This is a genomic window from Comamonas sp. wu1-DMT, from assembly GCF_040187805.1.
GTDB classification, from domain to species: Bacteria; Pseudomonadota; Gammaproteobacteria; order Burkholderiales; family Burkholderiaceae_C; genus Comamonas; species Comamonas thiooxydans.
This window is the reverse complement of record NZ_JBANEM010000003.1, coordinates 24078-50747: the sequence shown is the minus strand read 5'-3', so window position 1 is coordinate 50747 and position 26670 is coordinate 24078. Positions and strand designations below refer to the sequence as shown.

General features: G+C 63.7%; 26 protein-coding genes. 10 read left to right on the top strand and 16 right to left on the bottom strand.

What is annotated here, in order from left to right; genetic code table 11:
• The first annotated feature begins 184 nt into the window (after positions 1-184).
• Genes V8Z78_RS06220 through V8Z78_RS06210 form a run of 3 tightly spaced genes read left to right on the top strand, consistent with a single transcriptional unit; the run spans position 185 to position 3161 of the window.
• Positions 185-1177 (top strand): Bug family tripartite tricarboxylate transporter substrate binding protein, encoded by a 993-nt coding sequence (locus tag V8Z78_RS06220; RefSeq protein ID WP_059441263.1) that lies wholly within the window; start codon positions 185-187, stop codon positions 1175-1177.
• 3 nt (positions 1178-1180) lie between these two features.
• Positions 1181-2410, top strand: coding sequence for a M20 aminoacylase family protein (locus V8Z78_RS06215; RefSeq protein ID WP_349731087.1), 1230 nt, complete (start codon positions 1181-1183; stop codon positions 2408-2410).
• Between the two features lie 7 nt (positions 2411-2417).
• Positions 2418-3161, top strand: a complete 744-nt coding sequence (locus V8Z78_RS06210; protein ID WP_349731086.1) for a phosphoribosyltransferase — start codon at positions 2418-2420, stop codon at positions 3159-3161.
• Positions 3162-3282: 121 nt separating this feature from the next.
• Here V8Z78_RS06210 and V8Z78_RS06205 read toward each other — a convergent pair whose 3' ends face one another.
• The 7 genes from V8Z78_RS06205 to V8Z78_RS06175 form a co-directional block, all read right to left on the bottom strand.
• Positions 3283-4467 carry a DSD1 family PLP-dependent enzyme gene (locus tag V8Z78_RS06205; RefSeq protein ID WP_003068773.1) on the bottom strand — a complete coding sequence of 395 codons (1185 nt, stop codon included), beginning with the start codon at positions 4465-4467 and terminating at the stop codon, positions 3283-3285.
• The gene (locus V8Z78_RS06200; RefSeq protein ID WP_003068775.1) at positions 4451-5092 is read right to left on the bottom strand and encodes a histidine phosphatase family protein; all 642 of its coding nucleotides are present in this window, start codon (positions 5090-5092) and stop codon (positions 4451-4453) included. Before V8Z78_RS06200 ends, V8Z78_RS06205 begins: the two co-directional genes overlap by 17 nt.
• Before the next feature lie 211 nt (positions 5093-5303).
• The gene (locus V8Z78_RS06195) at positions 5304-5786 is read right to left on the bottom strand and encodes a YjjA family protein (RefSeq protein ID WP_003068777.1); all 483 of its coding nucleotides are present in this window, start codon (positions 5784-5786) and stop codon (positions 5304-5306) included.
• Between the two features lie 102 nt (positions 5787-5888).
• Positions 5889-6620: a DUF4136 domain-containing protein gene (locus tag V8Z78_RS06190; protein ID WP_349731085.1), complete on the bottom strand. Its 732-nt coding sequence runs from the start codon at positions 6618-6620 to the stop codon at positions 5889-5891.
• 83 nt (positions 6621-6703) lie between these two features.
• Positions 6704-7699, bottom strand: a complete 996-nt coding sequence (gene ttcA / locus V8Z78_RS06185) for a tRNA 2-thiocytidine(32) synthetase TtcA (protein WP_003067973.1) — start codon at positions 7697-7699, stop codon at positions 6704-6706.
• Complete coding sequence (locus V8Z78_RS06180) at positions 7693-8064, bottom strand: dihydroneopterin aldolase (protein WP_003050921.1); 372 nt, start codon at positions 8062-8064, stop codon at positions 7693-7695. The genes ttcA and V8Z78_RS06180 overlap by 7 nt, the downstream gene beginning before the upstream one ends.
• A 25-nt stretch (positions 8065-8089) precedes the next feature.
• Positions 8090-8875: an SDR family oxidoreductase gene (locus V8Z78_RS06175; protein WP_003067974.1), complete on the bottom strand. Its 786-nt coding sequence runs from the start codon at positions 8873-8875 to the stop codon at positions 8090-8092.
• 9 nt (positions 8876-8884) lie between these two features.
• On the opposite strand from V8Z78_RS06175, the gene V8Z78_RS06170 reads away from it, so the two are divergent.
• A complete protein-coding gene (locus tag V8Z78_RS06170) occupies positions 8885-10012 on the top strand; it encodes a class I SAM-dependent methyltransferase (protein WP_349731084.1) in 1128 nt (375 codons plus the stop codon).
• Positions 10013-10032: 20 nt separating this feature from the next.
• Here V8Z78_RS06170 and V8Z78_RS06165 read toward each other — a convergent pair whose 3' ends face one another.
• The gene (locus V8Z78_RS06165) at positions 10033-11019 is read right to left on the bottom strand and encodes a Bug family tripartite tricarboxylate transporter substrate binding protein (RefSeq protein WP_349731083.1); all 987 of its coding nucleotides are present in this window, start codon (positions 11017-11019) and stop codon (positions 10033-10035) included.
• A 208-nt stretch (positions 11020-11227) separates the two neighbouring features.
• Between V8Z78_RS06165 and V8Z78_RS06160 the strand changes: the two genes are divergently transcribed.
• Both V8Z78_RS06160 and trxC read left to right on the top strand, forming a co-directional pair.
• Positions 11228-11428 (top strand): DUF2905 domain-containing protein, encoded by a 201-nt coding sequence (locus V8Z78_RS06160; protein ID WP_012839950.1) that lies wholly within the window; start codon positions 11228-11230, stop codon positions 11426-11428.
• Positions 11429-11637: 209 nt separating this feature from the next.
• Positions 11638-12072, top strand: coding sequence for a thioredoxin TrxC (trxC, locus tag V8Z78_RS06155; RefSeq protein ID WP_012839949.1), 435 nt, complete (start codon positions 11638-11640; stop codon positions 12070-12072).
• Positions 12073-12134: 62 nt separating this feature from the next.
• Here trxC and adhP read toward each other — a convergent pair whose 3' ends face one another.
• The 3 genes from adhP to V8Z78_RS06140 all read right to left on the bottom strand — a co-directional run bounded on the left by adhP (position 12135) and on the right by V8Z78_RS06140 (position 15409).
• The gene (gene adhP / locus V8Z78_RS06150; RefSeq protein ID WP_034354660.1) at positions 12135-13169 is read right to left on the bottom strand and encodes an alcohol dehydrogenase AdhP; all 1035 of its coding nucleotides are present in this window, start codon (positions 13167-13169) and stop codon (positions 12135-12137) included.
• A gap of 237 nt (positions 13170-13406) precedes the next feature.
• On the bottom strand, positions 13407-14669 hold the full coding sequence (locus V8Z78_RS06145) for a multifunctional CCA addition/repair protein (RefSeq protein ID WP_349731082.1): 1263 nt from the start codon (positions 14667-14669) through the stop codon (positions 13407-13409).
• Between the two features lie 59 nt (positions 14670-14728).
• Positions 14729-15409, bottom strand: coding sequence for a glutathione S-transferase family protein (locus tag V8Z78_RS06140; RefSeq protein ID WP_349731081.1), 681 nt, complete (start codon positions 15407-15409; stop codon positions 14729-14731).
• A gap of 115 nt (positions 15410-15524) precedes the next feature.
• Here V8Z78_RS06140 and queC point away from each other — a divergent pair, with 115 nt between their 5' ends.
• Positions 15525-16286 carry a 7-cyano-7-deazaguanine synthase QueC gene (gene queC / locus V8Z78_RS06135; protein WP_003067983.1) on the top strand — a complete coding sequence of 254 codons (762 nt, stop codon included), beginning with the start codon at positions 15525-15527 and terminating at the stop codon, positions 16284-16286.
• A gap of 116 nt (positions 16287-16402) precedes the next feature.
• Here queC and V8Z78_RS06130 read toward each other — a convergent pair whose 3' ends face one another.
• Positions 16403-16663 (bottom strand): hypothetical protein, encoded by a 261-nt coding sequence (locus tag V8Z78_RS06130; protein ID WP_012839944.1) that lies wholly within the window; start codon positions 16661-16663, stop codon positions 16403-16405.
• An 18-nt stretch (positions 16664-16681) separates the two neighbouring features.
• Positions 16682-17254: a 5-formyltetrahydrofolate cyclo-ligase gene (locus tag V8Z78_RS06125; RefSeq protein WP_003067985.1), complete on the bottom strand. Its 573-nt coding sequence runs from the start codon at positions 17252-17254 to the stop codon at positions 16682-16684.
• A 15-nt stretch (positions 17255-17269) separates the two neighbouring features.
• Between V8Z78_RS06125 and V8Z78_RS06120 the strand changes: the two genes are divergently transcribed.
• The 3 genes from V8Z78_RS06120 to V8Z78_RS06110 all read left to right on the top strand — a co-directional run bounded on the left by V8Z78_RS06120 (position 17270) and on the right by V8Z78_RS06110 (position 22584).
• Positions 17270-19249: a lytic transglycosylase domain-containing protein gene (locus V8Z78_RS06120; RefSeq protein WP_349731080.1), complete on the top strand. Its 1980-nt coding sequence runs from the start codon at positions 17270-17272 to the stop codon at positions 19247-19249.
• A 356-nt stretch (positions 19250-19605) separates the two neighbouring features.
• Positions 19606-21804 carry a TonB-dependent receptor domain-containing protein gene (locus V8Z78_RS06115; protein ID WP_003067987.1) on the top strand — a complete coding sequence of 733 codons (2199 nt, stop codon included), beginning with the start codon at positions 19606-19608 and terminating at the stop codon, positions 21802-21804.
• A gap of 207 nt (positions 21805-22011) precedes the next feature.
• The gene (locus tag V8Z78_RS06110; protein ID WP_003067988.1) at positions 22012-22584 is read left to right on the top strand and encodes a DUF4124 domain-containing protein; all 573 of its coding nucleotides are present in this window, start codon (positions 22012-22014) and stop codon (positions 22582-22584) included.
• A gap of 28 nt (positions 22585-22612) precedes the next feature.
• Here the strand turns inward: V8Z78_RS06110 and V8Z78_RS06105 are convergent, their stop codons facing one another.
• From V8Z78_RS06105 to V8Z78_RS06095, 3 genes are all read right to left on the bottom strand, one after another.
• Positions 22613-23293, bottom strand: coding sequence for a Fe2+-dependent dioxygenase (locus V8Z78_RS06105; protein WP_003067989.1), 681 nt, complete (start codon positions 23291-23293; stop codon positions 22613-22615).
• A 199-nt stretch (positions 23294-23492) separates the two neighbouring features.
• On the bottom strand, positions 23493-25850 hold the full coding sequence (locus V8Z78_RS06100) for a catecholate siderophore receptor Fiu (protein ID WP_057093656.1): 2358 nt from the start codon (positions 25848-25850) through the stop codon (positions 23493-23495).
• A 321-nt stretch (positions 25851-26171) separates the two neighbouring features.
• Positions 26172-26633 (bottom strand): MarR family winged helix-turn-helix transcriptional regulator, encoded by a 462-nt coding sequence (locus V8Z78_RS06095; protein WP_057093653.1) that lies wholly within the window; start codon positions 26631-26633, stop codon positions 26172-26174.
• Positions 26634-26670 lie beyond the last annotated feature (37 nt).

The following is a 26670-nucleotide window of genomic DNA, read 5'->3' as shown; positions in this document are numbered from 1 at the left end:
ATCAGAGGTTTCCAGGGGTAAGCATCGATTGCTAAGTAGTTTTATTTATGAGATTTCGCGAGAAGCGAGCCGATAATTTCGCGCATCTCCCCGGTCGGCAAGCTGTCTTGACCCGCCGGCCTGCACGGGCACTCTGCCGTCCGCATGCTGCGGCAAGGTGCTCGTGACCCACTGCTGCCTGTACATGTCCATACCACGCCGCTCTCTTGTCGCGACCGCCGCCCTGATGGCTGCGGCCGGTTTTTCCGCTCCCGTTTTTGCCGCCGCCGATGCCTGGCCCGCCACCAAGCCCATCACGCTGATCGTGCCGTTCAGCGCCGGTGGCAATGTGGACACCACGGCACGTCTGATCGGCCAGAAGCTGGGCGAGCGCCTGCACCAGTCCATCGTGGTGGACAACGTGCCTGGCGCCGGCGGTGTGCTCGGGGTGAGCAAGGCCGTCAAGGCACCGGCCGACGGCTACACCTTGCTCATGGGCTTTGACGGCCCCATCAGCATTGCCCAGCTGGTGAATTCCGCCGTCAAGTACGACGCAGAAAAGGATCTGACCCCTGTGGGGCTGACCACCATCGCCCCCGTGGTCGCCGTGGCCCGTCCCGGCCTGCCGGCGCACAATCTGAGCGAGCTGATTGCGCTGGCGCGTTCCAAGCCTGGATCGCTGACCTACGCCACTTCGGGCGTGGGCACCATGCTGCATCTGGCCATGGAAATGCTGCAGGAGCGTGCCAAGATCAAGCTGGTGCATGTGCCCTACCGCGGCGGTGCCCAGATCACCAGCGACGTGATGGGCGGTCAGGTCGATGTGGGCATGCTCACCACCGTGAGCGCCGTGCCCATGATCCAGCAGAAAAAGCTCGAAGGTCTGGGCGTGACATCGGCCAAGCGCATCGATGCCATCCACGCCGTGCCCACCTTTGGCGAGACGGCCGAACTCAAGGGCTTTGACCTCAACACCTGGACGGGGCTGTTCGTGCCCGCCAAGACGCCTCAGGCCGTGGTCACGCGCCTGGCTACCGAACTCGATGCCGTGCTCAAGATGCCCGATGTGCGCAAGCGCCTGGAAGACGGCGGCGCCACGCCCGGCTCCGGCACCCAGGCCAGCTTCGTCCAGTTCCTGAAGAAGGAAAAAGCCGGCTATGCCCAGATCGTGAAGTCGGCCAACATCCAGGCGGAATAAGCCATGGCTGCGCCGCTGAACCCTGTCCACGCCGAAATCCATCCGCCCGTGCTGCCCGAAGTGGCAGCCATTGCGCAGGAAATGCTGGTCCTGCGTCACGATCTGCACGCCCATCCCGAGCTGGCCTACGAAGAGCATCGCACCGGCGATATCGTGGCGGCCAGGCTGGCCGAATGGGGCTACGAGGTCCATCGCGGCCTGGGCGACACCGGCGTAGTGGGGACGCTGCGCTGCTGCGACCACCCGAATGGCAAGCACATCGGCAAACGTCTTGGCCTGCGCGCCGACATGGATGCGCTGCCTATCCGTGAAGCCACGGGCCTGCCCTATGCCAGCCGTCACGACGGCAAGATGCATGCCTGCGGCCACGACGGGCACACGGCCACGCTGCTGGCCGCAGCCAGGGTGCTGGCCGCGCGCAAGGAACAGCTCCAGGGCACGCTCCATCTGATCTTTCAGCCCGCCGAGGAAGGCCATGGCGGCGCGCAGAAGATGGTGGAGCAGGGCCTGTTCGAGCTGTTTCCCTGTGATGCGCTCTATGCGTTTCACAACGAGCCTGGCTACCCGGCCGGGCAGTTCGGCTTTCGCTCGGGCGTGATGTATTCCAGCTCGGACACGGCCATCATCACCATCCGCGGCAAGGGCGGCCATGGCGCCATGCCCCATGTGGCCGTGGACCCCATCGTCGTGGCTTCGCATCTGGTGCTGGCTTTGCAGACCATACGCTCGCGCGAGATCGACCCCAACGACATGGCCGTGGTCACCATCGGTGCCATCCATGCGGGCGATGCGCCCAATGTGATTCCGGAAACCTGCGAGCTGCGCGTGACCATTCGCGCGCGCTGCCCCGAGGTGCGTCAGCAACTGCGCGAGCGCATCACGGCCATGGCCCATGCCCAGGCCGCAGTCCACCGCGCCACGGCCGAGGTGGACTACAAATGGCGTTATCCGCCCGTCATGAACGACAAGGCGGCTACCGATTTCGCAGTCGGTGTGGCCCGCGAATTCCTCGGCGAAGCATGGTTGATTCCCGATCTGCAGCCGCTGCAGGCCAGCGATGACTTCGCCATCATGCTCAACCAGGTTCCCGGCAACTATTTCATCGTCGGCAACGGCATGGGCGAGGGCGGCTGCATGGTGCACAGCGCGGCCTATGACTTCAACGACAACCTGCTGCCCGTCACTGCCTCGTTTTGGGTGAAGCTGGCCGAGAGCTATCTGGGCCGCGACTGAGTTTTGTATGAGTGAAATCAACCTCTCCGGCCAGGATCTGCCCGGCTTCGATGCCACGACCGACTACTGGCAAGCCACCGCCACCGAGGCCGAGCTGAGCCAGTCGCCGCTGCCGCCCTATGCGAAGAGCTATCCGGCCCGATTGCCCGACGGCCGCTATCTGCTGCTGCCGCTGCGCGGCATGCCCACGGCCGACGGCTCCGCCCCCGACCGCTGCGTGGCGTCGCTGATTGCCAACCAGGCTTCCATTGAAGTGGTTGAGCAACTGGCGTTGCACATGGCGCAAGGCGCCGGGGCGCACGACTTCGATGTGGTTGTCGGTCTGCCCACGCTGGGCCTGGCCTTTGCGCCGCTGGTGGCGCGCCACCTGGGCCGCAGCCGCTATGTGCCGCTGGGTTACTCGCGCAAGTACTGGTATCGCGACGAGCTCTGCGAGCCCGTCAGCTCCATCACCACGCCGGGCAAGGGCAAGCTGCTCTATATCGACCCCAATCAGCTGAGTCTGATCACTGGCAAGCGCGTGCTGGTGGTGGACGATGCCGTGAGTTCGGGCACGACCATGGTGTCCGGCCTCAAACTGCTGGAGCGTTGCGGCGCCAACGTGACCGCCATTGCCGTGGCCATGCGCCAGGGCACGCAGTGGCAGCAGAAATTGGTGCGTGCCGATGGCAGCGCCATCCCCGTGGTCGCGGCCTACGACTGCCCGCGCATGGAGCGCCGTGCCGACGGCTGGTGGCCTGAATGCTCATAAAAAGAGAGCTTCTGGCGCCTTTCATATATGAGTTTCATGCTGTTTATGCCTTGAAATTATTTTAAGAAATGCGTTGTAAGCTCTTGTTTATATAGCAATCAAGGCCCGGAGCAGGAGCGAATCAGGTCAGCGCACCGCGCCCGTCGACGGTGAAGATGCGCTCGACCACGCCCTTGAGCCGGCCGCCGCGCACGCCGATCAGATGGTCGTGCAGATTGACCGTGGGGTCGCAGTGGCCGGGAATCAGCCACAGGCTCTCGCCCAGCGCGGGCAGCCAGCCGCTGTGGTTGCCCGCGTCGGCATCGGGGTGCAGCACGCCATGCTCGTCGCCGCCGTTGGCAAAGCGCAGTGCGTTCTCGGGCGCCAGCGCATGCAGCCTGGGCAGGCCGGAGTCTATGGCATGGGCCTTGTGGCCGGCGTCGCAGACGGCGTGATCGCCGCTGAGCGACATGACCTGGGTCTTGACGTAGAGCGCATGCTCGAACAGGGGCTGGGCCGCATCGCGCTGGTTGGCCGCGTAGTCGGCGTCCATGAAGAGGAAGGAGCCGGGCTGGATTTCGCCATAGATGCCGCTGGCAGCCTCGTTGACCATGGTGCCCGTACCGGCACCCGTGATCAGCGGAATGGTCAGGCCGGCGCGGTCGAACTCATGGCGCGTGCGGTTGACGAGCTTGAGCACCTGCTCGATGGCGGTCTTGCGCTCCTCGGCGCTGCGCAGATGCTGGGCGCCGCCGTGATAAGCCTGCAGGCCCGCAAAGCGCAGCACGGGCTGGGCTGCAATCGCCTGTGCCAGAACCAGGGCGGCTTCGCCGGGCTCTGCGCCGCAGCGGTTCTGGCCGACATTGATTTCCACCAGCACATCCATGGCTGCATCGCCTGCCTGCGCATCTTGCAGGGCCCGCGCCAGCCGCGTGATGCCTTCCTCGCAATCGACGGCCAGGGCCAGTCGTCCGCCCTGGGCATTCAGTGCCTTGGCCAGAGCCGCCACGCGCACCAGCTTGGTTTGGGAGATGACTTCGTTGCTGATGAAGATATTGGTGATGCCGCCCTGGGCCAGTGCCTCGGCCTCGCTGACTTTCTGCACGCAGTGGCCGCAGGCGCCGGCATGCTCGAGCAGATGGGCGATATGAGCGCTTTTGTGCAGCTTGGCATGCGGGCGCCAGAGCACGCCATGCTGCTGGGCAAAGCGGGCCATGCGCTCGATATTGCGGTCCATGGCGTCCAGGTCTATGACCAGCGCGGGCGTGTCTATGCGTTTGACGGCCTGGCCGACCAGGGTCTGTAAATGCTCAGGAATGTGCTTCATCTCGGCTGCCTTGCTGAAGGTGTGCGGTATCTGCCCAGCCTACCAAAGACAGGCCGTCGGGCGTCCAGAGCAGGCGATTGATGGCGCAGTTGCTCAGCTCCCAGGTGCGTGGCGTCTGGAAATCCTGGCGCGTGGCCAGGCGGTAGAGCACATCCATCACGCCGCCATGGGCGACCAGCACGATCTGCTCGCCCTCATGCTGGCGTGCAATCCGGTCCACGGTGGCAAAGATGCGTTCGCGCAAGGCCTGCAGCGAGTCGCCACCTCCGGGCGGGGCATAGGCCGGATTGCGTGTGCGCCAGAGCTGGGCGTCCTCGGGCTGGGTGGCTTCCACATCCTTGAAGGTGCGGCCCTGAAAATCGCCGAAGCAGCGCTCGCGCAGGCCTGCGGTGGTGTGCAGAGGTGCACCGGATCTCTGGGCAATCGCCTGTGCGGTGACATGGGCACGCTGCAGGTCGCTGCTGTAGATGGCGGCAATGCTCTCGTCGGCCAGCGCCTGGGCCGCCTGCTCGGCCTGCCACAGGCCGGTGTCGTTCAAGGGGATATCCAGATGCCCCTGGATGCGTCCATCGACATTCCAGGTTGTCTCTCCGTGCCGGATGGCAATGATGCGCGTGGCGTGCATGTCTTGGCTCGTTCAGCGTAGGTTGTTTTATTGAACAGTCATTGTCTTGCAAACAAAGTGTGCCTGTACCCCGGTCTGTTGTTACAGACTTTTCGACGCTCGGCCTGCATCGTGGCGCAGCCGGCAAGAAAAAAGGCCTGCAACCATGGTTGCAAGCCTTTAGCTATTGCAGCGCTTGCGCTTCAAGCGCCGGCTGCCATGTCTTTCGGTGTCAGATCAGCGATTTGGCATTGTCCAGCACAAAGTCGCAGGCCTTTTCCTTGAGGTTGCTCTTGACCTTGTCCAGGCTGAAGCTCTTGCCGTCGGCGCCCGTGACCATGCCCATCAGCCCGTTCTGGTAGCCCTGATCCTTGGGTTCTTCCTTCTGGCCCAGGCCCAGCTTGCCCAGCAGCTGATTCTTGACCTGGGCGGCCTTGTCGGCGTTCAGGTAGTTGTTCTTCATGCAGTAGGTGAGGACACCGGCGGCATTGCTGGCCGTGCCGGAGCTCAGGTTGCCCAGGCCCAGGGCCGACAGTGCCGAAGAGCCTCCGGAGCCGCCGAGCATGCCGCCCAGGCCCGAGGCGCTGGAGCTGCTCTCGGCCGCGCCGCCGCCCAGCTGACCGCGCAAGGCGTCGCCGAGGCCGCTGGCATGGGCGCTGAAGGCGCCCGCGGCCACGGTGGCGCAAAGCAGGCTGGAGAGAGCAAATTTCTTCATGACTTCATCCTTTTCATGGCGAGGGCTCAGGGAAGACGCCCTGGTTCAAAGCGAGCTGCACGTTAGCACGCGGCAGGCCGGGCAACTGTTGAAGATTGCAAATCAACGTGCCGGCGCCACGGTGGCCGGTGCCACGTTGGCCGGGGTGGCTGGCGTGACCGATGCGGCGGGCTGCGCGGGGGCTGCAGGCGCGCCGCTGGCAGGCTGCGCTGCCGGCGGCTGGATGACGGTGCGCACATTGCGCGGGCCCTGCGGCGGCTTGGGGAAGCCCGTCAGCGCGGCATCAAACAGAATGCCGAAGATGGCCGGGTCGTCGGTCCACACATCCTGGCGCTGGGCCGAGGTTTCGTAGACGATCTGCTGGGTCTTGATATCGCGCATGACGATGCTCACGGCGCGGTAGTACTCCAGCGGCGGTTCGTTGAACATCATGCTGCCGCCAAAACCCATGCCCCAACCGCGGCCGTAGCTCATGCCCCAGCCCCAGCGCGGGCCCCAGTAGGGGTCGTAATAGGGCCAGCTGGCCCAGTCGCGCGCATAGCGTGCCATGGCGCTGATCTGCACCACCAGGCTGGCACGCGAGTCATCGCGCGTCAGGCCGACGCGGGCCAGCGCATGCTGGGCCTGGGCTTCCACGGCCGCGAAGTTCACCTGGCCTTGCTGCGAGGGCAGGGTCTCCAGCCGGTAGGTGGCCGGTACAGGGATGGTGTTCAGTGCAGAAAAGCTCTGCACCGTGCTGTTGACCTCGCGCACCGTGCTGCAGCCAGCCAGCAGAGCCGTCGCAGTCAGGGCCACAAGGCCGATCCAGCGTAAGGAGGTTTTGCGCAGGTTCATGATGATTTCTCTGAAAACGACAAAGGCCCATGGGATGGGCCTTTGATTGGACAGCAGGGTCCGGTTTTAGTTCAAAAGTCCGCTCAGGACAGTTGTACCACTTGTACTCCGCCGGGCAGGGCTGCCATGGTTGGCAGCTCTTCATGGTCAAAGGCCATGTCGCCGTTGGGATCGGCAATGCCCGTGGCCTTGGCGTTCCTGAAGTCGTGCAGCTGGGGATCCATCATGTGCGTGGTCACGATATTGCCCATGGCGCGGAACATGCTCTCGATGCGGCCGGGGAACTTCTTGTCCCACTCGCGCAGCATATTGCCCACGGCCACGCGCTGCAGGCCGTCCTGGCTGCCGCAGAGGTTGCAGGGAATGATGGGGAAGTTCTGGTACTGGGCCCAGCGCGTCGTGTCCTTCTCGGGCACATAGCACAGGGGGCGGATCACCACATGCTTGCCGTCGTCGCTGACCAGCTTGGGCGGCATGCCCTTCATGCGGCCGCCGTAGAACATATTGAGCATCATGGTCTGCACGATGTCGTCGCGGTGATGGCCCAGGGCCACCTTGGTGCAGCCCAGCTGGTCGGCCACCTTGTACAGGATGGCGCGGCGCAGGCGCGAGCACAGGCCGCAGGTGGTCTTGCCTTCGGGCACGACGCGCTTGACGACGCTGTAGGTGTCCTGGTTCTCGATGTGGTAGTCCACGCCGATGCTCTGGAAGTACTCGGGCAGCACATGCTCGGGGAAGCCGGGCTGCTTCTGGTCCAGGTTCACGGCCACGATGTCGAACTTCACGGGCGCACGCTTTTGCAGCTTGCGCAGAATGTCGAGCAGGGTGTAGCTGTCCTTGCCGCCGGACATGCAGACCATGACCTTGTCGCCTTCCTCGATCATGTTGTAGTCGAGGATGGCCTTGCCCACTTCGCGGCACAGGCGCTTCTCGAGCTTGATCTGTTCGCGTTCGATCTTGATCTTGCCGGGCTTGGCGGCTTCTTCGCCGTTGGCGTTCTCTGCGGCCGCAGCATCGGCGGCTTCTGCCTCTTCGGCAATCCAGGGGTTGTCGTTTACTGCATTCATGGGGTTCACCATTGTCCGGTTTCGATGCGAATGGCTACTTCGCAGTCGTCAAAAATTTCCAGCTTCGCAATTTTCACACGCACGCCGCGCACGCCGGGCAGCTGCAGCAGGCGCTGGGCCAGCTTGCCGATCAGGCTCTCGAGCAGGTTCACATGCTCTGAGGTGCATTCGTCGATGATGATCTGGCGCACCTTGCGGTAGTCCAGCACATGGAGGATGTCGTCATCGCGCGGAGCCAGGGGCTGGGGGCCGAGATTGAGTTCGGCGTCGACCTGAATCGGCTGAGGCTCTTGTTTCTCATGCGCAAGAATCCCCAGGCTCGCGTCGAAGCGCAGCCCGGTGAGCGTGAGAATCTGTTGTCCGGAAGTGGATGTCATGGAAAAGGGTGCGGCCTCGACGGGCTCACATCATCGAAAAATCGCGCTCGAAGCGCTGTAAATGTTGGCCGCCGTCCACCAGCATGGTGGTACCCGTCATGGAGCGGTTTTCCAGTGCAAAGCACACGGCGGCGGCAATGTCCTCGGACGAGGAGGAGCGTCCCAGCGGGCTCATGGCGTGCAGGGCCTCGAACTTTTCCTGGCTCAGCATATGGCTGGTCAGTGTCAGGCCCGGCGCCACGCCCACCACGCGCACGCGTGGAGCCAGCGCCAGGGCCAGCATGGTGTTGGCGGCTTCCAGAGCCGCCTTGGAAAGGGTGTAGCTCAGGAAATCGGGGTTCTGGTTCCAGAGCTTCTGGTCCAGCACATTGACCACGGCGCCCTGGGCGGACTCTTCGCCTGCCGCCACGCGCTCCTGCACATGGGCGTGCAGAGCCTGGGACAGCAATATGGGCGCACCCGTGTTGCTGCGCAGATGCGCTTCCAGCGCCACATAGCTGAAGCTCTGGGCATCGTCATGCTCGAACAGCGAGGCGTTATTGACCACGGCGTCGATGCGGCCAAAGCGCTCCACCACACGCGGCACCAGCGAGCGCACGGATTCCTCGTCAAAGAAGTCCGCGTCAAAAGCCGCGCTGTCGCCCGACAACTGCGCGCAGGAAGCCACGGTCTGCATGGCTTGCTCGCGGGAGTCGCGATAGTGCACAGCCACTTGCCAGCCCGCGCGGGCCAAGGCCAGGGCCATGTCACGTCCAAGGCGACGGGCGGAACCGGTCACCAATACTGTGCGTGGTCGGGCGGGTGAGGACATTCGTGGAAAATGCGGGTTGTGACGACAGAACCCTCAAGTTTAACGAGCGCCTTGCAATCCCGCATTGCCAAGGAGATTGCCGCCGTGGGCGGCTGGCTGCCTTTCGACCGTTTCATGGAGCTGGCGCTCTATGCGCCGGGCCTGGGCTATTACGCCAATGAAACGGCCAAGTTCGGTGCCATGCCGGAGTCGGGCAGCGACTTTGTGACGGCGCCGGAGATTTCGCCTATTTTTGGCCAGCTGGTGGCGTCCCAGTTACGGGAGGCGCTACAAAAAACGAATACCCGCGAGATCTGGGAGTTTGGCGCGGGAACCGGCGCGCTGGCGCTGCAGATCCTCGACGAGCTGGCGGCTCATGGTGCGTTGCCCGAGCGCTACACCATCGTCGATCTCTCGGGCACGCTGCGCGCGCGCCAGAAGCTGGCGCTGGCCAAGTACGAACATCTGGTGCGCTGGGTGGATGCGCTGCCCGAGGCCATGGAAGGCGTGATCATCGGCAACGAGGTGCTGGATGCCATGCCGGTGCAGCTGTTGCAGCGCACCGCAGGCCAATGGCATGAGCGCGGCGTGGTGCTCGGCGCAGGCGGCGATGAGGCGGCTTTTGCCTGGGAAGACCGTCCCACCGAACTGCGCCCGCCTGTGGATATCGGTGGCCCGCATGATTTTCTGACCGAAATCCACCGCCAGGGCGAGGCATTTATCCACACCCTGGGCGAGCGCCTGATTCGCGGTGCCGCCTTCTTTATCGATTACGGCTTTGGCGAGAGCGAGTACTACCACGAGCAGCGCCATATGGGGACCCTGGTCTGCCACTACCAGCATCAGGTGGACAACGACCCTCTGGTGCTGGTCGGCCTCAAGGACATCACGGCTCACGTCAATTTCACGGGCACGGCCGTGGCGGCCCAGGATGCGGGCTTCGACGTGCTGGGCTATACCAATCAGGCGCACTTTCTCATCAACTGCGGACTTGCACCCAAGCTCGATGCGGTCGGCATCAAGGCCAGATCCATGGCCTCCAAGCTGGTCATGGAGCACGAGATGGGCGAGCTGTTCAAGGTCGTTGCCCTGTCCAAGGGCGTGGAGCCCTGGACGCCGCTGGGCTTTGTGCAGGGCGACCGCACGCATCGGCTATAGCGTCTGCGTGCCCGCCGAGCTCACTGCTTTTCGAGCTTGGCGGCCTGGATGATGCTGCCCCAGTGCTTGTACTCGGTGCGCGTGAAGTCGCGGAACGCGCTTGAGCCGAGCAGGCGAGGTTCGCCTCCCAGGGCTGCGACTCTGGCCTTGAACTCGGGGCTGCTGGCCACCTTGAGCGTGGCGGCTTCAAGTCGCTGGACCACGGCGCGTGGTGTCCCCTTGGGGGCCAGCACGCCGTTCCAGGTGGCGGTGACAAAGGACGGAAAGCCGCTTTCCTTCATGGTCGGGACCTGGGGCAGCTGCGGCAGGCGCTCGGCGGAGGTCACGGCCAGCGCCTTGAGCTTGCCGCCCTGGATGAAGGGCAGTGCCGGCGTGATGTTCTCGAAGATGAAATCGATCTGGCCGCCGATCAGATCGGTCAGTGCCGGAGCGCTGCCCTTGTAAGGCGCGTGAACCAGGTCCAGTTTGGCGGCGCTCTTGAGCAGCTCGCCCGAGAGATGCACGGTGGAGCCCATGCCCGGCGAGCCATAGCTCATGCCGGTGCGGCGCTCGCGCGCGTAGCTCACCAACTCGGCCACCGATTTGACCGGTGTTTTCGATTCGTTGATCACCAGCACATTGGGAATCGAGGTCACCAGAGCTACGTACTCGAAGTCGTCCAGGCTTTTCTCGCTGAGATTGCGGTACAGGCTGGGATTGATGGCCTGCGTGCCTGCCGTGCCGAACAGCAGCGTGTAGCCGTCATTGGCGGCGGCTGCGACGCGGCTGGCTCCGATGGCTCCGTTGGCGCCGGGGATGTTCTCCACCACGACCGGCTGGCCCAGGGCCTCGGCCAGACCCTGGCCGACCAGGCGTGCCACGACATCGGTGTTGCCGCCGGGCGAGAAAGGCACGACCAGCTTGAGTGGGCGATTGGGGAAGCTGTCGGCAGCCGCTGGCAGGGCCAGGCTGGCGCCCAGCAGCGCTGCGGTCAGGAGAAACTGTTTGCGTGAAAAGGTCTGGGGCACGGTATGTCTCGTTGTTTGTTGTTGGCGGGCCGTGACGGCAGACGCATGGGCCCGGTCCCTGCATGGCGCAGGGCTTGGACATCATGGGCAGAGGGGGGAATTGAGGTCAATCAATCTTTGGGAAGCATGTCATGCATAAACGGAATGGCTGCCTGACAGCATGGGCGCGCAGGCCGTCAGGACAGTGCGCCCCTATACTTGCGGTCTCATGATTCGCTGGTTGATCGTCATTTTTCTGGCCCTGTTGCTCGTCAACGGGCTGCACGGCTGGCTGCAGCGCATAGGGCTGGGGCGTCTGCCCGGCGACTTCCGCTTTCGGCTGTTCGGCAAGGAATTTTTTCTGCCCGTGGCCAGTACGGTGCTGCTCAGCGTGGTGGCGGCGCTGATTGCCCGCTTTGTGAAGCTCTGAGAGCGTAAACACCTTCTGAGTCGGGCCGACTTGAATCTGCAGGCTTTGGCTGCACATACGGACCTGAGCCCGAGCAGTGCCTGCTGGCACCGTCAGGCATTGCCAAAGAAAGTACAACTTACGCAAAGCGGGTTCAGGCAAGGCGACTGTCCCAGGAGGCAGGCCGTTGTCGCATTCTTGTTTGCGTAAATCCTAGAAAGGTTGCCCCTGTGTCCGAATCCCTGCACTACGTCTGTCCTCATTGCCACACCACCAATCGCATTGCCAGCGACCAGCTGGGCAACCAGCCCGATTGCGGCAGCTGCCACCAGCCGCTGGTGACGGGCGAGCCCGTGGCGCTGGACAACGACAGCTTTGCCCGGCACACCGGCCGCAGCCAGTTGCCCGTGGTCGTGGATTTCTGGGCCCCCTGGTGCGGCCCCTGCCGCATGATGGCGCCGGCCTTTGCCCAGGCGGCCCAGCAACTGGCGGGGCAGGCGCAACTGGCCAAGCTCGATACCGAGGCTTATCCACAGGCCGCAGCACCCTTGGGCATTCGCAGCATTCCGACCATGGTGGTCTTCAAGGAAGGCAGGGAACTGGCACGCATCTCCGGAGCCCTGCCGGCCTCGGAGATCGTGCGCTGGGTGCGCTCGGTGATCTGAGCGGCGGCTTCGCGCGAGCGGGCCCGTTCACCCGGCCCCGGTTCGGGGCCGGTTAGCCTGGCTCAGGCGGCGATGTCCAGCACCACGCGGCCTTCGATCTTGCCTTCGTGCATGCGGGCAAAGATGTCGTTGATGTTTTCCAGCTTGTCGGTGGATACGGTGGCCTTGACCTTGCCCTGGGCGGCAAAGTCCAGCGACTCCTGCAGGTCCAGGCGCGTGCCGACGATGGAGCCGCGCACCGTGATGCCCTTGAGCACCATGGAGAAAATCGGCAGCGGAAAATCGCCAGGTGGAAGACCGTTGAGCGAAATCGTGCCGCCGCGACGCACCATGCCCAGAGCCTGCTCGAAAGCCTTGGGTGACACGGCCGTGACCAGCACGCCGTGGGCGCCTTCGATCTCTCTTTGCAGATAGGCCGCCGGGTCGGTGTTCATGGCGTTGACGGTGACGGTGGCGCCCAGCTGGCGCGCCAGCGCGAGCTTGCTGTCGTCGATGTCGACCGCCGCGACATTGAAGCCCATGGCCTTGGCATATTGCACAGCCATATGGCCCAGGCCGCCGATGCCGGAAATCACCACCCAGTCGCCGGGCTTGGCGTCGGTGACCTTCAGGCCCTTGTACACCGTGACCCCGGCGCAGAGCACGGGAGCGACGTCGATAAAGCTCACATTGGACGGCAGATGGCCCACATAGTTGGGGTCGGCCAGTGCGTAATCGGCAAAGCCGCCGTTGACCGAATAGCCGGTATTGGTCTGAGATTCGCACAAGGTTTCCCAGCCGCCTATGCAGTGGCGGCAGAAGCCGCAGGCGCTGTGCAGCCAGGGCACGCCCACGCGATCGCCTTCCTTGACATGCTTGACGTTCTTGCCCACCGCAGCTACATGGCCCACGCCCTCGTGGCCGGGAATGAAGGGCGGATGAGGCTTGACGGGCCAGTCGCCTTCGGCCGCATGCAGATCGGTGTGGCAGACGCCGGAGGCGGCAATCTTGACCAGGATCTGATCGTCTGCCGGTCGAGGCACCGGCATTTCTTCGATCGTGAGCGGCTTCCCGAAGGAACGCACCACGGCGGCTTTCATGGTCTGGGGTAAGGACATCAGAGCACCTCCTTGAAGCAAGAGGGCAAGGCCGTGGCCTGTGGGCCGGACACTTGCCCGTCAAAGAACCATACCGGTATGGCATGGGGGTTGCAGCGGGCTTCGTGACCTGCTGCATGGCCCGGGCGGAGTGAATCGCCGCAGCCGTCTCGTACTGTGCAATGGCTGCAGCATAGCTTCTTTGACTTAACTCAAGCCGCGCCCATCCTTGCCTTCTGGACCTCGGCGCGCGAGCTGCTAGGCGCCGTCTTCCAGATAGGCGGCAATCGCCCGCTCGCGCGCCTTGCTCACTGCGTCGCCGATGGCCTTGCCCTTGAGGCCGCGCTGTGCTGCGGCCTGGGCGACCGGGCCGGTTTCCACGGCCAGAGCCGCTTTCAGGGCATTGCCCAGGCGCTGGCGCTGCGGATAGGCCGCATCTTCAAAACCCAGCCGTCCGCGCGCGTCGCATTCGCAGGCCTGCAGGGCTTCCTCGAAGCGCTGGGGCTTGCGGATGGCATCGCAGCGCTCGAGCAGCCGCAGCAGGGCGGCGGCATTGAGTTCATGGCTGCGGTGGATGTTGCCATGCTCGCGCGCTACGACCTCGGCCAGCTCCTTGCAGTCGTTGGGTACGCGCCAGCGCTCGCAGACCTGTAGCAGCAGGCGGGCGCTGCGCTGCTCATGGCCGATATGGCGGGGCAGCACATCGGCCGGCGTGCTGCCCTTGCCGAAGTCATGGCAGAGGCAGGCAAAACGCACGGACAGCGGTGCCTGCAGGCGCGCCGACATGTCCAGCACCATCATGGCATGCACGCCGCAATCGATCTCGGGGTGGTATTCGGCGCGCTGGGGCACGCCCCAGAGCTTGTCGAGTTCGGGCAGCAGCCGGACCAGCGCCCCGCATTCGCGCAGGATCTCGAACATGCGCGAGGGCTGGGCCTCCATCAGGCCGCGGCTGATTTCCTGCCACACGCGCTCGGGCACCAGGGCATCGACCTCGCCGGCCGCCACCATCTCGCGCATGAGTTCCATGGTCTCGGGCGCGACGGAAAAATCGGTGAAGCGCGCCGCAAAGCGGGCCAGACGCAGAATGCGTACCGGGTCTTCGCGGAAGGCATCGGTCACATGGCGCAGCACGCGATTCTTCAGATCCTGCTGGCCGTGGTAGGGGTCGACCAGATCTTCGAGGTCGCCGTTGCCTGTCCAGTCTGCGGGAGCAGCGATGGAGTTGATGGTGAGATCGCGCCGCGCCAGGTCTTCTTCCAGTGTCACATCGGCGGCGGTGTGGACCACAAAGCCGCGATAGCCCATGCCGTTCTTGCGCTCGGTGCGTGCCAGCGCATATTCCTCATGGGTCCGGGGGTGCAGAAACACCGGAAAGTCGCGCCCCACGGGCACGAAGCCGCGCGCGCTCATCTGCTCCGGCGTGGCGCCAACCACCACCCAGTCCGTATCGTTGACGGGCAGGCCCAGCAATGCATCGCGCACCGCACCGCCTACCTTGAAAACCTTGAATTCACTCATGCTGCAATGGTAGTGGCTGCGAGCCGGCCTGCAGATACCGCAATCGCGGGAGCCAAGCCTCAGCGCTGCTGGCGATAGGGCTCTTCAAACTGCAGAAAGTCGTGCTCGGCCAGCGCTGCCTGAATCCATTCCTGGGTGGCTGGCAACTGGGTGACGCGCTGTATATAGGCACGTACCGGGGCCGAGGTCGGCAGGCCGTAGCTGTTGATGCGCATGCACACCGGCGCAAAAAAGGCATCGGCAATGCTGAACTGGTCGAACAGCATGGGGCCGCTGGCAGCGCTCAGCAGTGGGGTCCAGAGCTCTTCGAGTTGTTGGACATCGCTGCGCAGATCGGCATGCTCGGCCCAGAGCCGGGCGCCGGTTTCCTGCAGCTGGGCTTCGATATTCATGGGGCAAAGGCTGCGCAGCGCACCGAAGCCGCTGTGCATCTGAGCCACCAGACTGCGTGCGCGGGCGCGCTGGGCCACGGTCTGCGGCCACAGATGCTTGTCGGGAAAACGCTCGGCCAGGTATTCGCAGATGGCCAGGCTGTCCCAGATGATCAGTCCCTCGTCGACCAGCAGCGGCACCTTGCCGGTCGGTGCGAGTGCCAGCGCCTGCAGCTTGAAGCTGGAGTCGGGCGCAAAGCTGTCAAAGCGCAGCGTGAGCTCTTCGAAGCTGATGCCGCATTGGCGCATCAGCACCCAGGGACGCATGGACCAGGACGAGTAATTCTTGTTGCCGATATAGAGCTTCATGGCGGACTCCTGTGTGGTTTGTCGAGCAGCTTATCAAGCTTGGGCCTGACGGTCTGTGTGTTTTGATTCCACAGTCATGTCTCGGTGGCACGGCGGATGATGTAATTGCAGCACTATGGCAAATACTTCGACTTCTTCTGCAAGCCCGGCCGCTCAGGTGGCCGGGGCCGGTCATCACAAGGGCGCGCTGGTGCTGTTCTCGGGCGGCCAGGACTCGACCACCTGCCTGGCCCAGGCCCTGGCCATGTTCGAGCGCGTGGAGACGCTGGGCTTTGACTACGGCCAGCGCCACAGCGTGGAGATGCAGGTGCGCGCCGGTGTGCGCGAGCAGCTGGCTGAGCGTTTTCCCCTGTGGGCGCCTCGTCTGGGCGAGGACCATGTGCTGTCGCTCGACGTGCTCAAGCAGATTGGCGGCTCGTCCCTGACCGAGGATGTGGCTTTTGCCATGCAGGCCGACGGCCTGCCCAACACCTTTGTGCCGGGCCGCAACCTGCTGTTTCTGACGCTGGCCGGCGCGCTGGCCTATCGCCGCGGGCTGACGGTGATCGTCACCGGCGTCTGCGAGACCGATTACTCGGGCTACCCCGATTGCCGCGACGACACCATGAAGGCCCAGCAACTGGCGCTGAACCTGGGCCTGGAACGCCGGCTGCGCATCGATACGCCGCTGATGTGGCTGGACAAGGCCCAGACCTGGCAACTGGCCCAGGACCTGGGCGGCAGCGAACTGGTGGAGCTGATCCGCACCGAGACCCATACCTGCTATCAGGGCACGCGCGATGCGCTGCACGAGTGGGGCTATGGCTGTGGCAGTTGCCCGGCTTGCGAGCTGCGTGCATCGGGCTGGCACAACTGGCGCGCCAGCCAGTCAGCTTGAAATTGATAGCTTCTTGCGCTTGATAAAAAAGGACTTCAGGCTGATAAAGCTATGAAGTCCTTTAATTGAATGCAGTAAATGCTCCTTAATAAGGAGCATTTTTTCGATGAACGCGATCAGGCGCTGGGCCGCGTGGCGATCTGCCCGGCCTGAATCTGCGCCGTCATCTGGCTGAGCCAGGCCTGGCTCTCGGGGCGCTCGAACAGAAAGTCCCAGATGGCATCGTGCTGGCGCGGTGTCAGGCCAAGCGCGCCATGGCGGCGCATATGTGCTTGCAGCCGCAGCACCTCGGGGTGCGTGAGCGGCAGCTGCATCACGGTCAGTGGCGGGCGCTGGCGGTAGCGGCGCTGGGGAATGTTCTTGCGGGGACGACTCATGGCAAAGCGATTCAAAGGTTAGACGGGCCAGACCACGCCGTTGTCGTTGAGGATGGCGTCCAGCGGCTGGTCATGGGCCTCGGGCTGGAAGTCATCGACATAGCCATTGGTGTAGCCCAGACCCACGGTGAAGGGGCGCGGGCTCAGCTCGGCCAGCGTGCGGTCATAGAAGCCGCCGCCATAGCCCAGGCGGTAGCCGCCGGCCGCGTAGCCTACGCAGGGGACAAACAGCAGCGTGGGCACCAGCAGTTCGGTATCCTTGGGCTTGGGAATGCCATAGGCGTCCTCCTCCATCGGGCAACCGGGGTACCAGGCGTGAAAACTCAGCGTCTTGCGCTGTTTGTCTATCACCGGCAGCCCGATCCTGCGCCTTTGTGGAGTACCCTGTAGCTCGCCATCTTCCTTCCAGCGATGCAGGGCTGGCAGCGGATCGAATTCACCCTTGATGGGCCAGTAGGCACCAATCACGGTATCGGGCCGCTCCATCAGCCAAAAGCGCATCACCTGCTGCAGCGCATCGGCGCGTTGCAGGCGATCTGGAAGGTTGAGGCGCAGTTCAATCAACTTGCGGCGTAACGCTGCTTTGTCCATCGGATAATTTCCTCCATGCACTGGCTGAAGATTTTGACACCGCTTTGTGCGGCTTCCCTGTTGACTGTAGCTGCTCCTTTTGCGCAGGCACAAAACCCGGGCGACGCCGTGTTGCTGGACATGCAAAAAGCATTCCGCAGCCGCAATCAGACGGCGCTGACCCAGCTCCTGCCTCAGGCTGCCGGTCACCCCCTCGAACCTTGGGCCGCTTACTGGGAACTCAAGAACCGTCTGGAAACCGCGTCGCCCGATGAAATCCAGGGCTTTCTGAACCGCTATGCCGGCACCTATCAGGAAGACCGCTTGCGCAACGACTGGCTGCTGCTGCTGGGCAAGCAGCGCGACTGGAACACCTTCAGCCAGGTTTATCCCAAGTTCCGCATGCGCGACGACAAGTCCGTCACCTGTTACGCCCTGCTCGCCGATGCCTTGCAAGGCCGGGGCGCGCCCAATGTGGGCCAGCAGGTACGCGATCTGTGGCTGGCACAGAAGGATGCCGATGACGGCTGCACCACGGCCGCCGGCCAGCTGTATGCGAACAAGCTGATCACCGACGCCGATGTCTGGCGCCGTGCTCGTGTGGCCACCGAAAACAATCGCCAGAAGGCGGCCCGTGATGCGGTGGTCATGGTCGCCCCCGAGGCCGCCGACCAGGTGGCGCAGGTCTTTGCCTCGCCCGTCAAATACCTGGCAGGCCAGAGCAAGGCACGCGGCCGCGAGCGCAAGGAGCTGGCCCTGCTGGCCCTGATTCGCATGGCGGCCAGCGACCCCGATGCGGCCGCCACCCAGATCGAAGGCGGCTGGGGCGCCCAGCTCAACGGCGAGGAGCGCAACTGGGCCTGGGCTGTGGCCGGCAAGCAGGCTGCCTTCAAGCTCTCGCCCGATGCCAATAGCTATTTCGGCAAGGTGCGCCGCAACGAAGACCTGAGCGACGACCTGCTGGGCTGGAAGGTCCGTGCCGCCTTGCGTGCCGGCGACTGGAAGGCCGTGCGTCGCGCCATCGACGCCATGGGCCCGGAGCGCACCGACCCGACCTGGGCCTACTGGAAAGCCAAGGCCATGCTGGCGGGCCGCCCCAATGCCGAGGAAAAGGCCGAAGCCCGCCAACTGCTGGAGGACACGGCCGGCAGCCACAGCTTCTACGAGCAGCTGGCGCTGGAGGAAATCGGCCAGCGCATTACCGTGCCGCCCGCGCCCGCACCGTTGACGGCGCAGGAAAAGGCGGCGGCGCGCAGCAACCCCGGCCTGAGCCGCAGCCTGTATGCGATTGGCATGGGGCTGCGCAGCGAAGGCGTGCGCGAGTGGAACTATTCCACCAATCTGCACCAGCCTGGCGGCATGGAAGATCGCGAACTGTATGCGGCCGCCGATCTGGCCTGCGAGCGCCAGGTCTGGGATCGCTGCATCAACACCAGCGAGCGCACCAAGACTTTTGCCGACTGGAAGCAGCGCTTTCCCATGCCCTATCACGATACGGTGCTGGCCAAGTCGCGCAATATCGGGCTGGACCCGGCCTATGTTTACGGCCTGATCCGTCAGGAGAGCCGCTTCATCATGGATGCACGCTCGGGCGTGGGCGCTTCGGGGCTGATGCAGGTGATGCCGGCCACGGCGCGCTGGACGGCTAAAAAGATCGGCATGACGGGCTTCACGCCCGACATGATCAACGACCGCGACACCAATATCACCATCGGCACCTCCTATCTCAAGCTGGCGCTGGACGACTTCGAGGGTTCTATGGCGCTGGCTGCCGCGGGTTACAACGCCGGCCCGGGCCGCCCGCGCAACTGGCGCAACGGCCCCACGCTGGATGCCGCCATCTGGGCCGAAAACGTGCCCTTCAGCGAGACCCGCGACTATGTGAAGAAGGTGCTCTCCAACACCACCAACTATGCGGCGCTGATCACCGGCCAGCCTCAGTCGCTCAAAAGCCGACTGGGCACCATAGGCCCGCGCCCGGCCAATGATCCCGAGACCATGAAGGACTTGCCATAAGCGGGTGCTTCGATGAGCTGATTGCTCATTTATTAATAGTAAAAAGCGCTCTGCCCGAAAGGTGTAGAGCGCTTTTTTATTGAACTCTTCAAGTGCTCAAACAAAGCCCGCGCCGAGGCGCGCGTGAAATAGCATGCAAAGACCCATGTAGGTGAATAACCTACAAACATATGGCGAATGAGACTGGTTTGCGTTTACAGAAGTACATAATTGCAACCGTCAGAGCCCATAACGTCACATACAACCTCGGCTTTGTCTCCCTTTAGCTGCCTGCCAGCTGTCCAGAAGGCCCACCGGGCCGCCGCTTCCTACCCGTATCTGTGAACGACCTGCCCGAGGCAGGCCGAGGAGTCATCATGTCCAACGCAGCTCTCAGCCGCGCCCGCCATATTCGCTGGCAACCCCGTTTACTGGCCCTGGCCGCTGCCGCCGCATGCGCGGGCAATGCTTTTGCGCAAGCCAAGGAGTCCACCATGGAGGAGGTGGTGGTCTCGGCCTCCGGCTTCGAGCAAGAGCTGAAAAATGCCCCGGCCTCCATCTCCGTCGTGACGCGCCAGGAGCTTGAGACCAAGAACTTCCGCGATCTGGCCGAAGCCTTGCAGGGCGTGGAAGGCATCGATGTGATGGGCGGAACCGGCAAGACCGGCGGCCTCGACATCAGCATCCGTGGCATGCCCAGCGACTACACGCTGATCCTGATCGACGGGCGCCGCCAGAACGTGGCGGGCGACGTCACGCCCAACGGCTTCGGCGCCGCACTGACCAGCTTCATGCCGCCCATGTCGGCCATCGAGCGTATCGAAGTCATTCGCGGCCCCATGTCCACGCTCTATGGCTCGGACGCCATGGGCGGCGTGATCAACATCATCACGCGCAAGGTCAGCAAGGAGTGGGGCGGCGAAGTCAGCGTGGGCGCCGGCATTCCGCAAGACAGCGAATGGGGCAACCAGTACAAGAGCAGCTTCTACATCAACGGCCCCATCAAGCAGGATCTGCTGGGTCTGGCCGTGCGCGGCAGCACCTTCAACCGCGATGCCGCCGACTGGGTGCTGGCTCCTGGTGCCGCCCAGCCTGCACAGGCGCGCAACCCCGCGCCTGCGCAAAGCCGCCAGCACAGCCTGGGTGCCAAGCTGACACTGACGCCCAGCCGTTATCACGACATCTGGCTGGACGTGGACCAGGCCCGCACCTGGTACAACAACGAAGATGGCCGTCTGGGCAGTCGTGATGCGGTCATCACTGACCCCACCAAGCTGCCCGGCTACCGCGACGCCCTGCGCTTCAACCGCGATCAGGTCAGCATCGGCCATACCGGCCGCCTGGGCTTCGGCACGCTGGAAAGCAGCCTGATGCATACCGAAACCGAGACCATTGGCCGCACCATCCCCGGCGCGTCGGTGCCCAAGGGCGACCCGCGTGCTGGCGCCGATCGCGAGCTCAAGACCACCAATCTGGTGCTGGACAGCAAGCTGGTGGCCCCCGTGGGCGATGCCCATATGCTGACCGTGGGTGGCCAGTTCTGGGATGCCAAGCTCAAGGACGGCCTGCTGCCGCAAAGCCACAAGCAGACCATGTGGTCGCTGTTTGTCGAGGACGAATGGCGTCTGCGCCAGGGTCTGGCCGCCACGCTGGGCGGCCGCTATGACCACCATGATGCCTTTGGCGGCCAGTTCAGCCCGCGCGCCTATCTGGTCTGGGATGCGACGACGAACTGGACCTTCAAGGGCGGCGTGAGCCAGGGCTTCAAAGCCCCGCGTTTGAATCAGCTGATCGACGGTGTCAGCGGCGTGACCGGCCAGGGCCAGACCATCAGCATCGGCAACCCCAACCTCAAGCCCGAGACCAGCACCAATGTGGAGCTGTCGGCCCTGTTCGACAACAAGGCGGGCTGGACCAGCGCGGCCACCTTCTTCCACAACGATGTCAAGGACAAGATCGCCTCGGGCGGCTCTTGTGATCCTAAAAAGCCTGGCTCAGTCTACATCTCCAGCTGCGCTTACAACCCCACGGCCGATTACTCCATCAATGTGGACAAGGCCAAGACCTGGGGTCTGGAACTGAGCAGCCGCGCCCAGCTGGCCAAGGACTGGGCCGTCAAGGCCGGCTACACCTGGACCAACAGCGAGGTCATCGAAAAAGGCGTCAAGAACGGCCAGTTGGCCAACACCGCCAAGCATATTGCCAGCGCCCAGCTGGACTGGACGCCGAGCAGCCAGTGGCGTCTGTGGGCACGCGGCGAGTACCGCGGCAAGAGTCCGCGCTTCAGCGGCTCCTACGACAACTTGAGCAAGGCCAACAGGGACGTGTATGACGCCGTGGGCGATATCAAGGGCTATGCGCTGTTCCATCTGGGAGGCAGCTATCAGGTCAACAAGAGCCTGAGCATCAACGCCAGCATCTTCAATCTGTTCGACAAGGACTTCCGCAAGTATCAGCAGGTGAGCGTCAACGGCACGCCGACCTGGGTGAACAGCTATTTCCAGGGCGGCCAGAGTGTGTCGGGCGTGACCCAGGCCGGTCGTACCTTCTGGATCACGGCGAACATGAAGTTCTGAGGCTGAGCGCTTTACAAGCGGCATGAGCTTCTGAATCAGGAGCTGTCAGCGCAGTTCAATCATAGGTTTCAAACTGTTTTATGTCTGAAACCATGGACGAAAAAGCGCAGGCAGCTCCTGTTTTCATATTTCTGATTATTGTTTACACTTCTTTACAAATACCGGTTCTGCGCATGGCAGGCCAGCAGTGAGTGAGGAGAAGTCGCAATGTCAGCAGCAAAAGGCCGCGTGCTCATGGCCACGCTGGGACTGGTCTGGGCCGGTGCCCTGGTGGCACAGCCCGTCTACAAATGGGTGGATGTGCAAGGGCAGACGCATTACGGCTCGCAGCTGCCGCCGCAGCAGGCGGATGCATCGCAGGTAAAGGTCTCGCCCAACGGCAGCTCCGGTGCGGGCGCGGGGCGCTTTGGCGAAGGACCGGAGACACGCAATCCCGACGGCACCAGGAAGCTGCCCAAGGGCGCTCAGGAAATGGCCGACGGCCTGGCCCAGGGCCTGAGAAAGGTCGACGGCAAGGAGGTGGCGCTGAACTGCGCGCTGGCGGTGGACAACATCCGCAGCCAGATCGAGACCATGCTGGAAAACGGCCAGAAAAACCTCAGGGGCGGCTATATCACCCAGGCTCAGTACGACAGCTCGGCGGGCAACTTCGTGAAGCTGCGCTCCCAGGCCACGGTCAGCGACTGCAAGGCCGCTACGGGCCGCTCGCGCGATATGTACCAGTGCATGACCAGCATGCACAACCACCTGGTCGGCTGCGCCGAAAAGCACAGGCCCTGAGCAGCTCGGCCGGTTTCAGAACACGCTCTCAGGTCTCGGCCCACATGCGCAGCAGGTTGTGATAGTGGCCGGTCAGACTGACGGTTTCCTCGGTTTCGCCGAACTTTCCGCGCAGGCTCGTGATGGCCTGATCCATCTCGAACAGCATGGCCCGGCGTGCATCGTCGCGCACCATGCTCTGGGCCCAGAAGAAGGAGCAGACCCGCTCGCCGCGTGTCACTGGCTCGACCCGGTGCAGGCTGGTTGACGGGTAGAGAATGAGGTCGCCCGCAGGCAGCTTGACCTCGTGCGTGCCGTAGGTGTCGACCACGACCAGCTCGCCGCCCTCGTAGTCCTCGGGCTCGCAGAGAAACAGCGTGCAGGACACATCGGTGCGCAGCCACTGCTCGGAGCCCGCGACGCGGCGTGCCGCACCGTCCACATGCAGGCCGTAGGTTTCGCTGTCGCTGTAGCGGTTGAACAGCGGCGGCATGGTGCGCGCGGGCAGGGCGGCGCTGAAGAACAGCGGGCTGGCTGCCAGCGCCTGCAAGATGATGCGGCCCTGCTCCTGGGCCACGGGCGAGTGCTCGGGCAGCTGCCGGTTGCGCTTGACCTGGGCGCCCTGGCTGCCCACGGTGGCGCGGCCGTCGACCCAGTCTGCGGCAGCTATGGCAGCACGCATGCTGGCGACCTGCTCGCGGCTCAGGACCTGTGGGATATGCAGCATCATGGTGAGAATTCTTTGCAATGGAGAAGCCCCGCTTGGGCGAGGCTGCAAGTCGGAAAGTGGATCGCTGCCGCTGAAGACGGCGCGATCCAGGTAAGAGACAGCGAGCAAGCGCCGCCGCGCAGCGAGGCTGTCGTCCCCCTCCGGCGCTCAGCGCCAGAGAGGGGGAAGGCGCGGAGCGCCTCAGGGGGAGAACTTCCAATCAGAACTTGAAGTTTGCCGTCAGGCGGGCCGAGCGTGCAATGCCGGGGAAGTAGCGGTAGCCGCTCTTGTTGATGGCCGCCACATAGTCCTTGTCGAACAGATTGAAGACATTGAGCTGGATGTCCAGATTCTTGTTCACGCGGTAGCTGGCCATGGCGTCGAACACCCAGTAGGAGTCCGTGTGGCTGGGCGTGCCCACGGCACCGTCGGTGCCGCGCTTGAGGCCGCCCGCATAGCGCGCGCCGCCGCCGACTGTCAGGCCGAAGGGCAACTGGTAGGTGCTCCACAGACTGAAGGCATTCTTGGGCGTATAGGTCAGGCCGTTGCTGGCGTCGGCTGCCACCAGGGCGCCGGTGTCTACCTTGGTGTTCTGCACGGTGTAGCCCGCGCTCACGCCCCAGGCCTTGTTGATCTGGCCGATCACGCCCAGCTCCAGGCCCTGCACGATCTTCTTGCCGGTCTGGCCCACGGTGCCGTCGGAGTTGGTGACGATCTCGTTGGTCACCTCGGTACGGAACAGCGCGCCGCTGAGCATCAGATTCTTTTCCGCCAGCTCCCATTTGCTGCCCAGCTCCAGCGTCTTGGCCTTTTGCGGGTCCATATTGGGGTTGGCGGCATTGTTCACCGCGGCTGACAGCGCAAAGTTGCTGCCGCCCGGTGGCTGCTGCGAGAGAGCGTAGTTCAGATAGACGCTGCCATTGGGGGCTGGCTTGTAGAGCACGCCGGCCTTCCAGCTCAGCAAGGTGCCGGATTTGCTCAGGCCGTCCGACGTGGTGGGCACCACGGTGCCCACGGGGTTGCTGCCGCAGGGCTGGGTGGTCGAGGTGGCCGCGCAGACCGCCATGGCGTTGTACGAGGTCTTGTAGCGGTCCAGACGCAGACCCAGATTGGCCTGCCACTGGTCGTTGAACTTCAGCGTGTCGAAGGCATACAGCGCCACGGTGTCGGTCTTGCCCTTGCTGTCGGCGCCGTTGCGTACATAGGCAGGCAAAGTGACGCTGGCGTCGGGGTTGTATACGCTGACCCGGCTGGGTACCGAGCCCGAGGTGGCCAGGCCGTAATTGGTCTGTTCCTCGCGTGTCAGCTCCAGGCCCAGGCTCAGATCATGCTGCACGCTGCCGGTGGCAAGGCTGGTGTTCAGATTGGTCTGGTTGGTCAGGATGCGGTTGACCTGATCCTTGGTGTTGATGAGGCGCGCCATCGACCATGTGGATGGATCGGCGGGGTTGGGCGTCTGCAGACCATTGCTGCCCAGTACTCCACTCGCAGAATAGCCCTGGCCCATGATGGCCGAGAGCAGATAGTCCTGCTTGGTCTCGCCCCAGCGCGTGGTGTTGCGCAGCTTGGTGGTGGATGTGAAGTCATGTTCCACCTTCAGCGTGGCCATGGTGGCCGTCACATCGTCGTGATCGGAGGCCGTGCCGTAGAAGTTCTTGCTGTTGACGCGTGCTGCCGAATCCAGAAAGGCGCGGCGGCCTGCATAGCCTGCAGCGTCGGGCGAGGTGTAGCCGGGCAGGCCGATGGTGGCGACGCCGCCGTCGGGCACATTGCTCTGCTTGATGTGCAGCAGGTTCACGAACACGCGGGTGGGCGAGTTCAGGCCGAAGGCAATCGAAGGCGCAATGCCCCAGCGGTTGTTTTCGATGCCGTTGCGGCCCGCCACATTGGCGTCCTGCGCCATGGCGTTCAGGCGCACGGCCGTGCCGGTCTCGGCATTGACGACGCGGTTCAGGTCGATGCTGGCGCGCTTGTAGCTGGCCGAACCCAGGCCCAGCGAGCCGCCGAAGCTGTTGTTCAGATTGGCCTGCTTGCTCACCAGGTTGATGGCACCGGTGGGGGCGCTGCGGCCGTAGTCGGTGCCGGCCGGGCCCTTGGTGACCTCGACCTGATCGATGTTGAACATATCGCGCGAGATAGAGCCGATGTCGCGCACGCCGTCCACATAGATGCTGCTGGAGCTGTCGAAGCCACGCATATAGACGGCGTCGCCCGTGCTGGTGTTGCCGTTCTCGCCTGCGTAGAAGGTGCCGGCGCCGGGCACATTGCGCAGCGCCTCGGTCAGCGTGGTGGCGCCTTGCTCCTGCAGCAGCTGCTCCTTGATGACGTTGACGGTCTGCGTGGTGTTGACCAGCGGCTGGGTGAACTTGGGCGAAGACAGCTGGCCGGGCGTGTAGCCGGTGTCGGCATTGCCTTCCACCTTGACTTCCTTGAGTGCGGTTTCCGCAGACTGGGCCAGTGCCGGCATTGCCAGGGTGGCACCGGCCAGCACGGTGGCGCAGGCGACCAGACCGGCGGAGGAAGGCAAGCGGCCCGCGGAATGCTTGCGGCTTTGGATATAGATGTTGGATTGAGCCATGTTGAAAGGACTGGAAGTGAAGACAGTTGGCTGGCTGGTACGGGCTGTCTGCACTTGTGATGCGAGCGCGGACGAGGGTGGCGTCCGGGCGAAGTCCTGGCTGGCTAAAGCGTACTCGGGTACGAATGCAGCGGATGATAATGATTCTTAATATAACTTTGCGAAAGTTTACGGAGAATCATGTCTGGCGTTGTTGCATAGCAACATGGTCGGGATAGGCGGGCGCTCGCTTCACTTCAGATATAAGAGCATCCACCGCTTCTTAAATAAGCTTTTCTTGCGGATATGTCATTGAAATCAATGAGTGACGTGCGCTAGCTGCTACTTTTTTAAGAGTTCTGGTCGGCTTGAGGTCTGGGCGCTGTCCCTGGCCTGCAGCAGCAGCCCGTGCAGCAAGCCCTGCTGGGCTTCGGGAAAGTCGCTGAGCAGCTCGGTGGCTATCTGCTCGCGCCGGTGCCTGAGCTGATCGAACAGCTGCTGTCCCCGGGCGCTGAGCTGCAGGCAGCGTACGCGCTTGTCGGCTTCGCTGGCCGAGCGCTCCAGCCAGCCCTTGTCCTGCAACTGGGCCAGGGTGCGCGCCATCTGGGCCTTGTCGGTGTGGCTGTGCTCGACCAGTTCCTTTTGCGTGATGCCGGGGTGGCGGCCGGTGTGCATGAGGATGCGGAATTCGTTGAAGGTCAGCCCCGGTTGCACCGCTTCAAGCGACTCAAGCAGGCGCGCGCGAAACAGGTGCAGCAGATCGTGCAGCACCTCGAACACATCGGCGGCGATGGATGAACTCATGGTGGGAAAGGTTGTTTGTTGACTTAGTCAACTTATT

What these genes read in the sequence shown, in the direction of transcription:
- V8Z78_RS06210 (WP_349731086.1), top strand. Translation starts at nt 2,418, where the DNA reads ATGAGTGAAATCAACCTCTCCGGCCAGGATCTGCCCGGCTTCGATGCC.
- V8Z78_RS06140 (WP_349731081.1), bottom strand. Translation starts at nt 15,409, where the DNA reads ATGAAGCTCTATATCGGCAACAAGAATTACTCGTCCTGGTCCATGCGT.
- V8Z78_RS06190 (WP_349731085.1), bottom strand. Translation starts at nt 6,620, where the DNA reads ATGAACCTGCGCAAAACCTCCTTACGCTGGATCGGCCTTGTGGCCCTG.
- V8Z78_RS06200 (WP_003068775.1), bottom strand. Translation starts at nt 5,092, where the DNA reads ATGCACGCCACGCGCATCATTGCCATCCGGCACGGAGAGACAACCTGG.
- V8Z78_RS06120 (WP_349731080.1), top strand. Translation starts at nt 17,270, where the DNA reads ATGCACTGGCTGAAGATTTTGACACCGCTTTGTGCGGCTTCCCTGTTG.
- queC (WP_003067983.1), top strand. Translation starts at nt 15,525, where the DNA reads ATGGCAAATACTTCGACTTCTTCTGCAAGCCCGGCCGCTCAGGTGGCC.
- V8Z78_RS06205 (WP_003068773.1), bottom strand. Translation starts at nt 4,467, where the DNA reads ATGAAGCACATTCCTGAGCATTTACAGACCCTGGTCGGCCAGGCCGTC.
- V8Z78_RS06220 (WP_059441263.1), top strand. Translation starts at nt 185, where the DNA reads ATGTCCATACCACGCCGCTCTCTTGTCGCGACCGCCGCCCTGATGGCT.
- adhP (WP_034354660.1), bottom strand. Translation starts at nt 13,169, where the DNA reads ATGTCCTTACCCCAGACCATGAAAGCCGCCGTGGTGCGTTCCTTCGGG.
- V8Z78_RS06215 (WP_349731087.1), top strand. Translation starts at nt 1,181, where the DNA reads ATGGCTGCGCCGCTGAACCCTGTCCACGCCGAAATCCATCCGCCCGTG.
- V8Z78_RS06105 (WP_003067989.1), bottom strand. Translation starts at nt 23,293, where the DNA reads ATGATGCTGCATATCCCACAGGTCCTGAGCCGCGAGCAGGTCGCCAGC.
- V8Z78_RS06110 (WP_003067988.1), top strand. Translation starts at nt 22,012, where the DNA reads ATGTCAGCAGCAAAAGGCCGCGTGCTCATGGCCACGCTGGGACTGGTC.
- V8Z78_RS06095 (WP_057093653.1), bottom strand. Translation starts at nt 26,633, where the DNA reads ATGAGTTCATCCATCGCCGCCGATGTGTTCGAGGTGCTGCACGATCTG.
- V8Z78_RS06195 (WP_003068777.1), bottom strand. Translation starts at nt 5,786, where the DNA reads ATGAAGAAATTTGCTCTCTCCAGCCTGCTTTGCGCCACCGTGGCCGCG.
- V8Z78_RS06175 (WP_003067974.1), bottom strand. Translation starts at nt 8,875, where the DNA reads ATGTCCTCACCCGCCCGACCACGCACAGTATTGGTGACCGGTTCCGCC.
- V8Z78_RS06100 (WP_057093656.1), bottom strand. Translation starts at nt 25,850, where the DNA reads ATGGCTCAATCCAACATCTATATCCAAAGCCGCAAGCATTCCGCGGGC.
- V8Z78_RS06170 (WP_349731084.1), top strand. Translation starts at nt 8,885, where the DNA reads ATGCGGGTTGTGACGACAGAACCCTCAAGTTTAACGAGCGCCTTGCAA.
- V8Z78_RS06160 (WP_012839950.1), top strand. Translation starts at nt 11,228, where the DNA reads ATGATTCGCTGGTTGATCGTCATTTTTCTGGCCCTGTTGCTCGTCAAC.
- ttcA (WP_003067973.1), bottom strand. Translation starts at nt 7,699, where the DNA reads ATGGTGAACCCCATGAATGCAGTAAACGACAACCCCTGGATTGCCGAA.
- V8Z78_RS06115 (WP_003067987.1), top strand. Translation starts at nt 19,606, where the DNA reads ATGTCCAACGCAGCTCTCAGCCGCGCCCGCCATATTCGCTGGCAACCC.
- V8Z78_RS06180 (WP_003050921.1), bottom strand. Translation starts at nt 8,064, where the DNA reads ATGACATCCACTTCCGGACAACAGATTCTCACGCTCACCGGGCTGCGC.
- V8Z78_RS06125 (WP_003067985.1), bottom strand. Translation starts at nt 17,254, where the DNA reads ATGGACAAAGCAGCGTTACGCCGCAAGTTGATTGAACTGCGCCTCAAC.
- V8Z78_RS06130 (WP_012839944.1), bottom strand. Translation starts at nt 16,663, where the DNA reads ATGAGTCGTCCCCGCAAGAACATTCCCCAGCGCCGCTACCGCCAGCGC.
- V8Z78_RS06145 (WP_349731082.1), bottom strand. Translation starts at nt 14,669, where the DNA reads ATGAGTGAATTCAAGGTTTTCAAGGTAGGCGGTGCGGTGCGCGATGCA.